This window comes from Nocardioides alkalitolerans DSM 16699, from assembly GCF_000426525.1.
Classification (GTDB): Bacteria; Actinomycetota; Actinomycetes; order Propionibacteriales; family Nocardioidaceae; genus Nocardioides; species Nocardioides alkalitolerans.
Map to the genome: position 1 here is coordinate 155351 of NZ_AUFN01000013.1, position 14464 is coordinate 169814.

General features: G+C 74.0%; 13 protein-coding genes. 5 read left to right on the plus strand and 8 right to left on the minus strand.

Features of this window, described 5'->3' with window-relative positions:
- The 4 genes from K329_RS0112685 to yaaA are packed head-to-tail and all read left to right on the plus strand — an operon-like array spanning position 1 to position 4320.
- Entirely contained in the window at positions 1-1011 is a 1011-nt protein-coding gene (locus K329_RS0112685) for an ABC transporter permease (protein ID WP_028473329.1), read from the plus strand.
- Positions 1008-1892 carry an ABC transporter permease gene (locus tag K329_RS0112690; RefSeq protein WP_028473330.1) on the plus strand — a complete coding sequence of 295 codons (885 nt, stop codon included), beginning with the start codon at positions 1008-1010 and terminating at the stop codon, positions 1890-1892. The genes K329_RS0112685 and K329_RS0112690 overlap by 4 nt, the downstream gene beginning before the upstream one ends.
- Positions 1871-3532 carry a dipeptide ABC transporter ATP-binding protein gene (locus tag K329_RS26620; protein WP_043643391.1) on the plus strand — a complete coding sequence of 554 codons (1662 nt, stop codon included), beginning with the start codon at positions 1871-1873 and terminating at the stop codon, positions 3530-3532. The genes K329_RS0112690 and K329_RS26620 overlap by 22 nt, the downstream gene beginning before the upstream one ends.
- 11 nt (positions 3533-3543) lie before the next feature.
- Positions 3544-4320 (plus strand): peroxide stress protein YaaA, encoded by a 777-nt coding sequence (gene yaaA, locus K329_RS0112700; protein ID WP_028473331.1) that lies wholly within the window; start codon positions 3544-3546, stop codon positions 4318-4320.
- 23 nt (positions 4321-4343) lie between these two features.
- On the opposite strand, the gene K329_RS0112705 is transcribed toward yaaA, so the two are convergent.
- Positions 4344-4931, minus strand: coding sequence for a DUF1349 domain-containing protein (locus K329_RS0112705; RefSeq protein WP_028473332.1), 588 nt, complete (start codon positions 4929-4931; stop codon positions 4344-4346).
- Positions 4932-5034: 103 nt separating this feature from the next.
- Between K329_RS0112705 and K329_RS0112710 the strand changes: the two genes are divergently transcribed.
- Entirely contained in the window at positions 5035-6966 is a 1932-nt protein-coding gene (locus K329_RS0112710; RefSeq protein ID WP_028473333.1) for an FG-GAP repeat domain-containing protein, read from the plus strand.
- 27 nt (positions 6967-6993) lie between these two features.
- Here the strand turns inward: K329_RS0112710 and K329_RS0112715 are convergent, their stop codons facing one another.
- The 7 genes from K329_RS0112715 to K329_RS26625 all read right to left on the minus strand — a co-directional run bounded on the left by K329_RS0112715 (position 6994) and on the right by K329_RS26625 (position 14389).
- Complete coding sequence (locus K329_RS0112715) at positions 6994-8235, minus strand: bifunctional RNase H/acid phosphatase (protein ID WP_028473334.1); 1242 nt, start codon at positions 8233-8235, stop codon at positions 6994-6996.
- The gene (locus tag K329_RS30910) at positions 8232-8978 is read right to left on the minus strand and encodes a zinc ribbon domain-containing protein (RefSeq protein WP_245596546.1); all 747 of its coding nucleotides are present in this window, start codon (positions 8976-8978) and stop codon (positions 8232-8234) included. Before K329_RS30910 ends, K329_RS0112715 begins: the two co-directional genes overlap by 4 nt.
- Positions 8975-10105 carry a Nif3-like dinuclear metal center hexameric protein gene (locus tag K329_RS0112725; RefSeq protein WP_028473336.1) on the minus strand — a complete coding sequence of 377 codons (1131 nt, stop codon included), beginning with the start codon at positions 10103-10105 and terminating at the stop codon, positions 8975-8977. Before K329_RS0112725 ends, K329_RS30910 begins: the two co-directional genes overlap by 4 nt.
- 26 nt (positions 10106-10131) lie before the next feature.
- Entirely contained in the window at positions 10132-11664 is a 1533-nt protein-coding gene (locus K329_RS0112730; protein WP_028473337.1) for an AMP-binding protein, read from the minus strand.
- A gap of 85 nt (positions 11665-11749) precedes the next feature.
- Positions 11750-12427, minus strand: a complete 678-nt coding sequence (locus K329_RS0112735) for a response regulator transcription factor (RefSeq protein WP_028473338.1) — start codon at positions 12425-12427, stop codon at positions 11750-11752.
- A 61-nt stretch (positions 12428-12488) separates the two neighbouring features.
- Complete coding sequence (locus K329_RS0112740; RefSeq protein ID WP_028473339.1) at positions 12489-13970, minus strand: sensor histidine kinase; 1482 nt, start codon at positions 13968-13970, stop codon at positions 12489-12491.
- A gap of 59 nt (positions 13971-14029) precedes the next feature.
- A complete protein-coding gene (locus tag K329_RS26625) occupies positions 14030-14389 on the minus strand; it encodes a hypothetical protein (RefSeq protein ID WP_043643394.1) in 360 nt (119 codons plus the stop codon).
- Between the last annotated feature and the right edge of the window lie 75 nt (positions 14390-14464).

Genomic DNA, 14464 nt, shown 5'->3' on the forward strand with positions numbered 1-14464 from the left:
ATGAGCTCCGACTACGCGCGCTACGCCGTCCGGCGGGTGCTGCAGGCCGCCGTGGTCGTGCTGCTGGCGTACGTGTTCACCTTCGTGGTGATCAGCGTGCTGCCGGGCGACCCGGTGAGCAACACCCTGCGCAACCCGGAGAACGGCTTCACCGAGGACGAGATCACGCGGATCATCGCCTACTACGGCCTCGACCAGCCGGTCTACGTGCAGCTGTGGGAGTCGCTGACCCGCTTCCTCAGCGGTGACCTCGGGGTCTCGCTGCGCTCCAACCTGCCGGTCTCGCAGATGCTCGGCGACGTGCTGCCCTCGACGCTGCGGCTGGCGGGCACGGCCCTGGTCGTCGCGGTCGTGCTGGCCTTCGCCCTCGCGTTCGCGGTCCAGTACCTCCCGCCGCGCCTCGGCCAGGTGCTGCGCTCGTTCCCCTCGCTGTTCCTCTCCGTGCCGAACTTCATCGTCGGGCTGCTGCTCCTGCAGGTCTTCTCGTTCCAGCTCGGCCTGTTCCGGGTGATCGACTCCGAGACGCCGCTGGCCACCTTCGTGGCGGCCGTGGCCCTCGGCATCCCGGTCTCGGCGCAGATCGCCGAGGTGCTGATCGCGAACCTCGACCACGAGTCGCGGCAGGAGTACGCCGCGGTGGCGCGCTCCCGCGGGCTCGGTCGGGTGCGGCTCTTCTGGAAGCACCTGCTCAAGCCCTCCTCGCTGCCGGTGGTGACGGTGATCGCCCTCACCGTGGGCGAGCTGCTCGGCGGCTCGCTGATCACGGAGGCGATCTTCGGCCGGGCTGGCGTCGGCAGCCTCGTGCAGCGCTCCGTCTCGACGCAGGACCTGCCGGTGCTGCAGGCGGTCGTCGCCCTGGCCGCGGTGGTGTTCGTCGTCGTCAACCTGCTCGCCGACCTGCTCTACCCGCTGCTCGACCCGCGCGTGCGGCTCGATGGCGGGCGGCGCACCGGGTCGACGACCCCGACGACCGATCCGGTCCGTCCCCAGCGAGAGGTGGTCGCACCATGACCGTCACCGCCGTCACCGCCGTCACCCGTCCAACCGGGCCCGAACGGGAGCCGACGGCCGACGCCGCCCGCCCGGCCGCGCGGCGTCGTACGACGCGGGTGCCCGTCACCGTGCTGGCCTCGTTCGGCGTCGTCGCCCTCGTCGTCGCCTGGTCGGTCGCCCCCGGGCTCTTCACGACCCACGACCCGGCCGCGGGCGTGCCCGCCGACCTCTTCCAGTCCCCGAGCGCCGCGCACTGGTTCGGCACCGACCACCTGGGGCGCGACCTGTTCTCCCGGGTCGTGCACGGCACCGCCTCGTCGGTGTCGAGCGCGCTCGTCGCGGTGGCGATCGGCGTCGTCGTGGGTGGGCTGATCGGCCTGGTCGGCGGCTTCCTCGGCGGTCTCGTCGACTCCGTGCTGGCCCGGTTCGTCGACGTGCTGCTGGCCATCCCGAGCTTCCTGCTCGCGGTCGTCATCGTCAGCGCCCTGGGGTTCGAGACGATCAACGCCGCCATCGCCACGGGCGTCTCGGCGGTCGCCGTGTTCGCCCGCGTGATGCGCTCCGAGGTGCTGAAGACCCGCAGCGCCGTCTTCGTCGAGGCGTCGCTGCTGCTGGGCGGCTCGCGCTGGCACGTGCTGCTGCGGCACGTGCTGCCGAACGCGTCCCGCTCCGTGCTCCAGCTGGCCGTGCTGCAGTTCGGGCTCTCGATCCTCGTGATCGCCGGGCTCGCGTTCCTCGGGTACGGCGACCCGCCGCCCGCCTCCGACTGGGGCCTGCTGGTCTCGGTCGGCAAGGACTACCCGCTCGCGCCCTGGCTCGTCTGGGCTCCCGCCCTCGTCACGATCGCCACCGTCCTCTCCGTGAACAGGATCAGCCGATGGCTCCGCACGACCGACTGACCACCACCCTGCCCCGCCCGCGCGTCGCCGCACCCCCGCGGACGCTGCTCGAGGTCGAGGACCTCTCCGTCGCGTACGGCGGGCACGAGGTCGTCTCCGGGGTCGGCTTCTCGCTGGCCCGGGGCGAGAGCCTCGCCCTCATCGGCGAGTCCGGGTCCGGCAAGTCGACCATCGCCCGGGCCCTGCTCCGGCTGCTCCCGGCGGGCGTCGGGCGCGCCGCCGGCCGGGTCTCGTTCGACGGTCGCGAGGTGCTCGGCCTGCCGGAGCGGCAGTTCCGTCCGCTCCGTGGGCGCGAGATCGGCTTCGTGCCGCAGGACCCGTCGAGCTCGCTCAACGCCGTGCGCACGATCGGGCGCCAGGCCGAGGAGGCGGCCGCGCTGCTCGACGAGCCCGACGCGCGCGCCCGCACGCGGGCCGTCCTGGACACCTTCGCCCAGGTCGGGCTCGACGACCCGCAACGGGTCTACGACTCCTACCCCCACCAGCTCTCGGGCGGCATGCTCCAGCGCGTGCTCGTGGGGCTCGCCGTGCTCCCCCGGCCCGCTCTGCTGGTCGCCGACGAGCCCACCTCGGCGCTCGACGTGACCATCCAGAAGCGCATCCTCGACCTGCTCACCGAGCTGCGCGGCACCCTCGACATCAGCCTCCTGCTCATCACGCACGACCTCGCCGTCGCCGCCGAGCGCGCCGACTCGCTGCTGGTGCTCAAGGACGGCCGCGTCCAGGAGCAGGGCCGCACGGCGTCCGTCTTCGCCGCGCCGGCGTCGTCGTACACCCGCCGGCTGCGCGCCGACGTGCCCGCCCTCAACCCCGACCGGTACGCCGACCTGCGCGCCGTCGGCGGGGGTCGCCTGGCCGCGGCCACGGGCGGGCCCAAGATCGAGGTCGACGCCGTGAGCAAGACGTTCGGCGACGTGCGCGCCGTCGACGACGTCTCCTTCGGCGTCGAGGCCGGCACGACCCACGCCCTCGTGGGCGAGTCGGGCTCGGGCAAGACCACGGCGATCCGGCTGCTGCTGGGGCTGGACCAGCCCGACGAGGGCCGCATCCTCGTGGCCGGCGACGAGCTGCAGGGCCGCTCCGGCGCCTCGCTGCGCGCCGTGCGGCGCCACCTCCAGCTCGTCTACCAGAACCCGTTCACGTCCCTCGACCCCACGTGGCGGGTGGAGCGCCTGGTGCGGGAGCCGCTCGACCGGTTCAAGGTCGGCGACAAGGCCGAGCGGCGGGAGCGGGTCCGGGAGGCCCTGCGGTCCGTCGGGCTCGCCGAGCACCTCGTGCGACGCAGGCCGGCGGCGCTGTCGGGCGGCCAGCGGCAGCGCGTCGCGATCGCGCGCGCCCTGGTGCTGCGCCCCGACGTGATCGTGCTGGACGAGCCGACCTCGGCGCTCGACGTCACCGTCCAGGCCGACATCGTGGAGGTGCTGCTGCGCCTGCAGGCCGAGCTCGGCCTCACCTACGTGTTCGTCTCCCACGACCTCGCGCTGGTGCGCCAGCTCGCGCACACGGTCTCGGTGATGCAGCGCGGCCGGGTGGTCGAGCAGGGTCCCGTGGCGGAGATCTTCGACGCGCCCCGCGAGGCCTACACGCGCAGCCTGCTCGACTCGCTGCCCACGGGACTCGAGGGGCCGCTCGCCACCTAGGCTTGCTGCCCGTGCTGATCCTCCTGCCGCCGAGCGAGGGCAAGGCCACGCCCACGCGCGGCAAGCCCCTCGACCCGGCGTCGCTCTCCTTCCCGAGCCTCACCACCGCGCGCACCGACGTGCGGGCAGCGCTCGTCGACCTCTGCACGGCCGACCCCGAGAAGGCCGCCGCCGTCCTCGGTCTGGGCCCCACCCAGCTCGACCTCGTCGCCCGCAACGGAGCCCTCGACGGGGCGCCGACCGCCCGGGCCGAACGGATCTACACCGGGGTGCTGTACGACGCCCTCGACGCGGCGACGCTCTCGGCGGCGGCCCGGCGTCGTACGACGCGGGTGGCGGTGACCTCGTCGCTGTTCGGCCTCGTGCGCCTGGCGGACCGCATCCCGTCGTACCGGCTCTCGGGCGACGTGACCCTGCCGGGCCTCGGTCCGGTGGCCGGGGTGTGGCGCGACCACCTCGGGGCGGCGGTCACCGACGCCCTCGGGGCCGGGCTGCTCGTCGACCTGCGGTCGGGCACGTACGCCGCGTTCTGGCGCCCCACCCCCGACCTCGCCGCCCGCGTCGCGACCGTGCGGGTGCTGCACGAGCACGCCGGCGTGCGCAAGGTGGTGAGCCACTTCAACAAGGCGACCAAGGGGCGCATCGTGCGGGCCGTGCTGGAGGACGGCGGCCGCCCCCGCACCCCGACCGCCCTCGCCGACCAGCTGCGCGACCTGGGCTGGACCGTCGAGGTCGGCGCGCCCGGCGCGAAGGGCACCCAGCTCGACGTCGTCGTCACCGAGGTCTGAGCACCCGCGGACCGCGGGGCGGGTCACGGGTCCGGGTGGAGTCCCGCGTCCGCCGGTCCGACCCGCCACGACGTGAAGTGCACCGTCAGGCCGGCCCGTGACGGCGCGCAGCAGAACGGGCCCGCCCAGGCGGTGGCCCCGGCGTCGAGGGGAGCGACCCGCACCAGCTGCCACGGACCGTCGTCGACGCGTGCGCGGATCGTCAGCGCGTCCCCGCTCCGGCTGGCCCGGACGGTGACGAGCCGGCCCGACCACCCCGGCACCGGCGACAGCGACCAGTCGGAGACCCCGCGGGTCACGACGGCGCCGAGGCCCTCGACGCCGTCGCTCAGCTCGACACCGGCCTTGGTCCAGCTGGTCTCGTCGATCCTGACGAAGACACCGGCCTGGTCGAACTGGTCGGAGAGGTCGAGCCGGAACCCGACCTCCACCGCCGTGTCCTGCGCGAACGGGGCGAGCAGGGCGTGCTCCGTGTCGTGCACGAAGCCGTACGACGTGGTGCGCCAGGCGTCGCTGCCCTCGCGAGCGGTGACGCGCATGCCGTCGTCGGCGAGCGTCACGGCGACGGGCTCGTTCGTCCAGGTCCCCGCGGTCCAGTCGATCTCGCTCACCCGTCACGCTCCGTTCGTGGTCGTCGTGCACCGGCGGGCGGCCCTCCCGGCGGCCTTCCCGGTTCTGCCACGCACGCCCGGATGACAAATTACGCTCGCCGCCATGCCGCACCTCTCCTCGGGACCGGTCACCGGACGCGCACGGTCGGCGACCGTGGGCCTGGCGCTGCTCTCCCTCCTCGTGTCCCTCGGGCTCTCCCTCGGCCTGCCGACGGGGGGCGCCTCCGCCGCTTCGTCGGCCTCGTCGGCCGCCGCCACCGGCCGCACCTTCTACGTGAGCACGGGCGGCAACGACCGCAACGCCGGCTCGGCCGCGGCCCCCTGGCGCACGCTGAGCACGTCCATGGAGAAGCTGCGCCCGGGCGACACGCTGCTCGTGGCCAACGGCAGCTACTGGGAGAAGGACGGCATCCGCCCCGACCTCCCCGCCGGTCGGCCCGACGCCCGCATCACGGTCCGTCCGTGGGGCCAGGGCACCGGCGACCGCGTGATCCTCACGATCCGGATGCACCTCGTCGACGCGGCGTACTGGACGTTCGACGGGCTCAACATCGACGCCCGCCCGGCCGGCAACACGAGCGGCAGCCCCGCGGCCCTCGCCCCGTCGAGCGCGCTCCTGCTGCGCGGCGGCATCGGCTGGGAGTTCCGCAACGCCGAGATCTGCTGCTACCCGGCGTACGGCGTGGTGACCATCGACGGACCGGCTCGCAACTGGACCTTCAGCCACAACTTCGTGTGGGGCAACTGGACGTCGGACAACACGGACCGCTTCCACCTGATGTACGTGACCACCAACGCCGGCTCGGGGCCGGGCTACATCGAGCGCAACGTGCTCGCCGGCGCCCTCGACGGCACCAACATCAAGCTCGGGCGGGGCACGTACGACGCGCGCCTCGGCGACCCGACCGGCGTCACCATCCAGCGCAACACGATGGTGGGGGCGAACTGGAACGTCCGCCTCGTGTACGGCACGGCGGGCACCGTGATCGAGCGCAACATCCTCACCGGCGCCGACAAGCCGTGGCCGACGGAGGCGACCGCCATCCAGGCGTACTGCCTCTCCGGCGGCTCGAACTACTCGTCCGCGAACCTCTGGTACGGCCCGCAGACCCGGCGCGTGCTCGACCCCGTCAACCGCGGGCTCAACTGCGCCGCCGGCACCCGGGGCTGGGTGCGCGAGGCGTCCGCCAGCCGCGGCCCCGTCGACCCCCAGCTGGCCGTGACCCCGGCCCAGACCTACCGCGGCACGTTCGGCGGCCTCCGGGTCTCGCAGTTCGTGCCCCGCAACGCCGCGGCCGCCGACTACGGCCGCTTCAGCGGGTTCGACCAGGTGCTCGCCGGCGACTGGAACGGCGACGGCGTGGCGACCCCCGCGGGCGTGCTCCGCAACCGCATCTACCTCACCGACCAGCCGGCCGACCCCGCGTCGTGGCAGTACGGCGAGGCCGAGCAGACGTTCTCCTACGGCCGGGTCGGCGACACGCTCCTCGTCGGCGACTGGAACGGCGACGGCCACGACGAGATCGGCGCCTTCAACCCCGCCACGAGCACGTTCTCGCTGTCGGGCCAGCCCGCCTTCAAGTTCGGCTCGAACAAGGTCCGCTACACCCCGGTCGCGGGCGACTGGGACGGCGACGGCCGCGAAGAGGTCGCCCTCTACGACCTCGCGGCCAAGACGTTCCACCTGCGGCACTCGAGCGCCTCGGTCACCTCGTTCGCGTTCGGCTCCCGGTCCCAGACCTACCGCCCGGTCGCCGGTGACTGGGACGGCGACGGTCGCGACGACGTCGCGATCTGGCAGCCCAGCCTGCGCACGTTCCACGTCCGCCCCTGCGCCGCGGCGACCTGCGCCGAGCCCGTCCGCTCCATCGTCGCCGGCAGCGGCGCGTACGCCACGGCGTACCAGCCCGTCGCCGGCCGGTGGGGCACCTCGCGGGGCGACTCGCTCGGCATCGTGCTGCGCGGCCAGTGGTTCCGCATGCAGCAGCCGGTGGCGGCGTCGCCGTTCCTCTCGGTGCGCTCGTACGACGGCTGACCGGTCACCCGGCGGGCGCGCGGGGCCTCAGGCCTCGAACGCGCTCCCCGTGGGCCGGGCGTTGAAGAGCCGCAGGCTGGCGCCCGGCTCGGTGCCGTCGGGCCCGCCGAGGTAGTGGGTCACGACGGTGACGGACGCCGGCGTGAGCTCCATCTTGAACACCGCGTCGAGCGGGGCGCCCAGCGCGCGGGCGACGAGCGTCTTGATCGGCGTGACGTGCGAGACGACGACGACGGTGCCGCCGGCGTAGGTCGCGAGGGTGCGCTCGAGACCGGCGAGCACGCGGGCCTCGACGGTGCGGAACGACTCCCCCGAGCCGCCGGGCACCGCGTCGAGCGACCCCAGCCAGGCGTCGAGGTCGGCCTGGTGGCGCTCGGCCACCTCGCGGAAGGTCATGCCGTCCCACGCGCCGAACTCCATCTCGGCGAAGCCCGGCTCCTCGACGGGGGCGGGCTTGCCGAGCACCGCGGCCACGATCTCGGCCGACTCGCGCGTCCGGCGCACGGGCGACGCCACGACGGCGTCGATGCTCCCCGCGAGCGGAGCGAGCCACTCGGCGGTGGCGCGCACCTGCGCGCGCCCCTCCTCCGAGAGCGGCGGGTTCGCCGAGGCCAGACCGCCCGAGAACCGCTTGTCGACCGTGTGGGCGGTGACGCCGTGGCGCACCAGCACGATCGTCGTGGTGGTGGTGCCGGGAGCCGCCCAGCCGCGCGCGGGCTTCGCCGCGGCGCCCTCGGCGGCGGCGGCGGTGGTGGTGGCGGCCCCGTCGACCTGCTCCTGCACCTCGGGGGCGTCGGGGGCGTTGGGGGCGTCGTCAGCCGGCCCGGCGACCCGGGTGACGCCCTCGCGGAGTCCGTCGAGGGCCTCGTTGGCGAGCCGGTCGGCGTGGGAGTTCTCGGCGCGGGGCACCCACGTGTACGTGGTGCCGAACGGCGCGAGCCGGTTCGCCTCGGCCGCGAGCGGCTGCATGTCGGGGTGCTTGATCTTCCAGCGGCCCGACATCTGCTCCACGACGAGCTTCGAGTCCATGCGGACCTCGATGTCGGCGTCCGGCGCGAACTCGGCGGCCAGCTTGAGGCCGCCGATCAGCCCGGAGTACTCCGCCACGTTGTTGCTGGCCCGACCGATCGTCGTGCCGTCCTCCGCGATGACCGCGCCGGTCTCCGCGTCCTTGAGCACCGCGCCGTACGCCGCAGGGCCCGGGTTGCCCCGCGACCCGCCGTCGGCCTCGACGACGACGGAGCGGTAGCCGGCGGGGTCCTGCGTCACAGCCCCGACTCGCCGGTGCGCACGAGGATGCGCGAGCACTCCTCGCAGCGGAGCACGGTGTCGACGCCCGCCTTGCGGATCACCGCGAGCTCGGCGTTGTCGATCGAGAGCCGGCAGCCCTGGCACTCGCGGCGGTGGATGGCGGCCGCGCCGACGCCGCCGCGCTGGTCGCGGATCTTGTCGTAGAGGGCGAGGAGGTCGGCCGGCAGGTCGTCGGTGAGCGGCGCCCGCTCGGCCTCGCCCGCGGCGAGCTCGGCGTCGATCTCCGCCCAGCGCGCGTCGCGCTCCGCGGTCAGCGTGGCGACCGTCGCGTCGAGCTCCGCGAGCTCGGCCGTGTGGGCGTCGAGGCGGCCCTGGGCCTCCTCGAGCTTCTCCATGATCTCGAGCTCGGAGTCCTCCAACGAGGCGATCCGGCGCTCGAGGGAGACCATCTCGTGCTGGATGCGCTCGAGGTCCTTGGGGTTGGTGACCTGGCCGGACTCGACGCGCTGCTGGTCGCGGGTGCGCCGGGTCCTCACCTGCTCGACGTCGGCGTCGGCCTTGCGCTGCTCGGTCGAGAGGTCCTCGACCTCGATGCGGGCGTCGCGGGCCCGGTTGTCGACGGTCGTGCGCTCCTCGGCCAGTCGCGCGAGCTCGGCGATCTGGGGCAGGGAGGCCCGCTGGTGGTGGAGCTGGGCCAGGCGGGAGTCCACGGCCTGGACGTCGAGCAGCTTGAGCTGCGCGAAGGGATCGGCTTTGATCACTCGCTCCTATCGGTGCGGAACTGCCAGGGGTCGGTGCGCAGGGTGCTGACGCGAGTGTCCACACTATCCCCGACCTGGGACTTCACGCGTTCCGCGACGACCGGCAGCCAGGTCCACTCGGCGGCCCAGTGGGCCACGTCGACCAGCGCGGGGCCGCCCTCGTCGACGAACTCCGCGGCCCGGTGGTGACGCAGGTCGCTCGTGACGTAGACGTCGACGTCGCTGCCGGCCAGCCGGTCGAGCAGGAAGTCGCCCGCTCCCCCGCACACGGCGATGCGGCGCACCGAGCGCTCGGGGTCGCCCGCGATCCGCACGCCGCCCGCGGTGCCCGGCAGCGCGTCGGCCACGGTCTGCGCGAACGCGGCCAGGGTGGTGCGCTCGACGACGCCCACACGCCCCGTGCCGCTGCCGGTCGACTGCGGGTCGGCGAGCTCGACGACGTCGTACGCCGGCTCCTCGTAGGGGTGGGCCGCGAGCAGCGCGGTGACGACCTGGCGGCGCAGGCGTCGCGGCAGGATCGCCTCGACCCGCTCCTCCTCGACGAGGGCGAGGTCGCCGACGGTGCCGATGGTGGGCTCGGCGCCCTCGAGGGGGCGGAAGCGTCCCTGCCCGGGCACGGAGAAGGTGCAGTGGTCGTAGTTGCCGATGGCGCCCGCGCCCGCGTCGGCGATCGCGGCCCGCAGCGGCGCCGCGGCGTCGGCCGGCACGAGCACGGTCACCTTGTCGTAGGGCTCGCCCTCCGCCGGGATGATCGGCTCGAGCTCGGTCAGCCCCAGCGCGGTCGCCAGGGCCTCCGACACCCCGCCCTCGGCCTGGTCGGCGTTGGTGTGGGCGGTGAGCAGCGCGCAGCCCGCACGGGCGAGGGTCATGAACGCCCGCCCCTTCGGGGTGGTCGCCGCGACGCTGTGCACGGGGGTGAGGAAGAGCGGGTGGTGGGTCACCAGCAGGTCCGCGCCCCACTCCGCCGCCTCCGCGGCGACGGCCTCGTTGACGTCGACGGCGAACATCACCTTGCGCACGGTGGCCGCGGGATCGCCGTGGACGAGGCCCACCGCGTCCCAGCCCTCCGCCGTCCCCGGCGGGTACCAGGCGTGCAGGGTCTCGACCAGCTCTCCCAACGTCGTCATGACCCGTACGGTAGCGGCCGACGAGGTCAGTTCACCTGACGGTCCTGGCCCTCCCAGTACGGCGCGCGCAGCTTGAACTTCTGGAGCTTGCCGGTGGCGGTGCGGGCCAGCTCGTCGCGCACCTCCACCGAGGTCGGGGCCTTGTAGCCCGCGAGCCGCTCCTTGCACCACGCGATCAGGGCCGCCTCGTCGGCGCTCGCCCCGTCGGTCAGCACCACGAGCGCCTTGATCGTCTCGCCCCACTTCTCGCTGGGCACGCCGATGACGGCCACCTCCTCGACGTCGGGGTGGGAGAACAGCGCGTCCTCCACCTCGATCGAGGAGACGTTCTCGCCGCCGGTGATGATCACGTCCTTCTTGCGGTCGCTGATCGTCAGGTAGCCGTCCTCGCCGACCACGCCACCGTCGCCGGTGTGGAACCAGCCGCCGGCCAGCGCCTTCGCCGTCTCCTCCGGCTGCTCCCAGTAGCCCTCGAGCACGACGTTCGAGCGGGCGAGCACCTCGCCGTGCTCGTCGGTGCGCACCCGGACGCCGAGCGCCGGGGCCCCGGCCCGCACGAGGTTCGCCGCCCGCTCCTCGGTGCTGAGGTCGTCCCACTCCGCCCGGGTGCGGTTGACGGTGAGCAGCGGGGAGGTCTCGGTGAGGCCGTAGATCTGGATGAACTCCCAGCCCAGCTCGTCCTCCACCCGCGCCACCGTGCGCGTCGGCGGCGGGGCACCGGCGACGATGATGCGCACCCTGTCGCGCCCGGGGACCTCGCCCTCCCACTTCTGCGCGGCCTCGAGCACGGCCGCCACGACGGCGGGTGCGGCGCACATGACGGTGACGCCGTGCTGCGCGACGCGTCGCAGGATCTCGGCGCCGTCGATCTTGCGGATGACGACCTGCGGGATGCCCAGGCCGGTGGTCGCGAACGGCATCCCCCAGCCGTTGGCGTGGAACATCGGCAGCGTGTGCAGGTAGACGTCGCGGTCGGTGAGGCCCGCGTGCAGCGCGAACGTGGTCGCGTTGACCCAGATGTTGCGGTGGGTGATCTGCACGCCCTTGGGCCGGGCCGTGGTGCCGGAGGTGTAGTTGATGCAGGCCGTCGCGGACTCGTCCGGCTCCCACTCGACGGGCTCGGCGCCCTCGGGGGCGTAGAGGTGCTCGTCCTGGCCCAGCACGTAGCGGTGCTCGCAGGTGACGTCGCCGAGCGCCTCGTCGACCTCGGGGTCGACGTACAGCACCCGCGCCCCGGAGTGCTCGACGATGTAGCGGACCTCGTCGGGCCGCAGCCGGAAGTTGACCGGCACCAGCACGCGACCCGAGCCCGCGACGCCGAAGAACGAGGTGAGGAGCCGGGCGCTGTTGTGCGACACGACGGCGACCCGCTCCCCCACCCCGATGCCGAGCGCGTCGAGGTGCGCCGCCTGGCGGCGGGCGAGGGCGTCGATCTCCCGGTACGTCGGGGAGCCCAGGGAGGGTGCGGGCTGGTCGGGCTCGTCGACGACGCCCACGCGGTCGGCGTACACGGCGCGCGCCCGGTCGATGAAGTCACGGACGGTCAGGGGGACGAACATGGCGCTCCTTCACGGCGACGGCGTGTGACACGGCCCACTCTAGGCAGGCCCGGTTGCGGGCCCGTTGCACGGTGGGCGCCCCGCGTCAGCGGCCCGTGTTGAACCGGTAGCCCATCCCGCGCACGGTGCCGATGGTGCCGGCGCCGAACTTCTTGCGCAGGTAGCCGACGTACACGTCGACGACGTTCGAGGTGGGGTCGAAGTCGAGGCCCCAGACCTTGTCGAGCAGCTGCTCGCGCGAGAGCACCTGGCCGGCGTTGCGCATGAAGATCTCGGCGAGGGTGAACTCGCGGGCCGAGAGCTCCAGGGTGCGGCTGCCCACCGTGGCCTGGCGGGTGCGCAGGTCGAGGCTGACGTCCCCGACCTCGAGCACGGTGCCGACGGGCTCGTCGTGCCCGGGCCGGGACTGCCGCAGGCGCAGCCGGATCCGCGCCTGCAGCTCGGCGAAGCGGAACGGCTTGGGCATGTAGTCGTCCGCGCCGCCGTCGAGCGCGGAGACGGTGTCGGTGGCGGAGTCGCGGGCCGTCAGCACGATGACGGGCATCCGGGAGCCCTGCGAGCGCAGCTGGTCGAGCACGGTGAAGCCGTCCATCCGGGGCAGTCCGATGTCGAGCACCATGAGGTCGAACTCGCCGCTGAGCGCCTGGTCGAGCCCGTCGACGCCGTCGCCGACCACGGTGACGACGTGGCCGTCGGCGCGCAGGCCCTTGGCCAGGAAGGCCGCGATGCGGTCCTCGTCCTCGACGATCAGGATGCTCGGCACGGTGGGGGTCTCCTCGGGCTGGTGGGTCGGGCTGGATCGGACTGGTGGGTCGACTGGCGGGTCAGGACTCGTGGGGCAGGGTGAGCACGAAGACGGCCCCGTGGGGCTCGGCGTCCTCGACGGTGACGGTGCCGCCGTGGGCGGTCGCGATGGCGTGGACGATGGAGAGCCCGAGGCCGAAGCCCTCGTCACCGGCCGGCACGGCGCTGCGGCCGAACCGCTCGAAGATCAGCCGGCGGTCCGCGGCCGGCACCCCGGGGCCGCTGTCGCGGACCCAGAGACGTACGGCGCCGGGCCCTCCCGCGGTGGCGGGCACGGCGTCGTACCCGACCGCAATCTCGTCGCCGGGCCGCGTGTGCTTGACGGCGTTGCCCGCGAGCTGGAGCAGCGCCTGGGTGAGCCGCTGCTCGTCGGCCCGGACCACGGCGCCGCCACCGTCGACGGGGGTGTCGAGCGCCCAGGCCCGGTCGCCCAGCCCCCGGGCCTTCGCGAGCACGGCGACCGCGAGGTCGGCGACGTCGACCGGGCCGCGGGAGAGGAAGTCGGGGCGGTCGCTCTTGGCGAGCAGGAGCAGGTCGCCGACCAGCCGGGCCATCCGGTCGATCTCGTCGAGGAGCAGGTCGCGGGTCTCGGCTGCCTCCGCCGAGTCGACGTCGAGCAGCTCGAGGTGGCCGCGCAGGATCGTCAGCGGCGTCTTCAGCTCGTGCCCGGCGTCGTCGAGGAACTGGCGCTGCCCGACGAACGCGGACTCGAGCCGGGCGAGCATGCCGTTGACGGTGCGGGTGAGCGCCGTGATGTCGTCGTTGCCCGTCTCGGGGATGCGGCGCGACAGGTCGGTCTCCCCGATCTCGTCGGCCGTGCGCCGCAGCACGCGCAGGGGACGCAGCAGCCGCCCGGACTGCAGGGCCGCGACGCCGACCACGAGCAGGAGCGCGACCAGCGCCACGAGCGTGTAGGTGCGCATCGTGTCGGCGAGCTCGGTCTCGGCGTTGTCCATGAACGTGACGACGACCAGGGCGCCCGAGTCGTCGTCGCTGCGGGCCGGCTGGACCGTCACGAAGAGCTTGTCCCCCGCCACCTCGACCTCGGTGGAGCCGCCCTCCGCGACGAGGGGCCGCACGACCTCGGCGAACTCCTCGTCCTCCACCACCCGGGTCGAGCGCGAGTCGGTCGCGTTCAGCCCGCCGCTGCCGCCCTGCTGGAACTGGATGCGGTCGTCCCACCACACGGCGAGGAACTCGTCGTCGGTCGCGACGTTGCTGGCGATGAACCCGTACAGCAGCTCCTCGACCCCGGTGAGCACGACGGGCGTGCCGTCCGAGAGCGGCTCCGGCTGGGCGTACGGGCCACCACGCTCGGCCAGCTGCTGGAACTCGGCGATCTCCTGCTCGATCGAGGCCACGCGCTCCCGGTCGATGCGCCGGTCCTCGACGAGGTAGACGGTGAGGCCCGCGCCGGCCAGCGCGCTGGCGACGAGCACGGCGACGGTGACGGTGATCCGGAGCCGGACGGACAGACCGGTACGGCCGGCGGGGTCGCGCACCGGCTCGCTCCCGTCGTCCGGGGTGGCGGTCCGGCGGCGCGCGCGCCGGAGGACGGCGTTCAGTCGTCGTCCCCGTCGTCGTCCCCGCCGTCGTCGTCCCCGCCGTCGTCGTCCCCGCCGTCGTCGTCATCGTCGTCGTCGCTCGGGGGCACCGGGGCCGGTGCCGGCGGCGGCACGACCGGGCGCGTGTCGGTCGTGGGGGCCGGGGCGGGCGGGACCGTCTCGGACAGCACGGGAGGTGTGGGCGTGGGCGCCGGTGTCTCCGTCGGCGTCGGGGTCGAGCCCTCGCCCGGTCCCTGCACGACCACCGTGGGCCGCACCTCGGGCTCGGGTCCGGCCGACGCGAGGGCGTGCGTCACCACGCCGCCGACGAGCAGACCGGCGACGACACCGAGGAGGACCTTGAGCAGCGTGGACATCGTGGGTCCGATCCTGCCCGACCCGGGGGCCCGATCCCACCACCATGAGAGGTCTCTCATGGCCGGGCGGTCCCG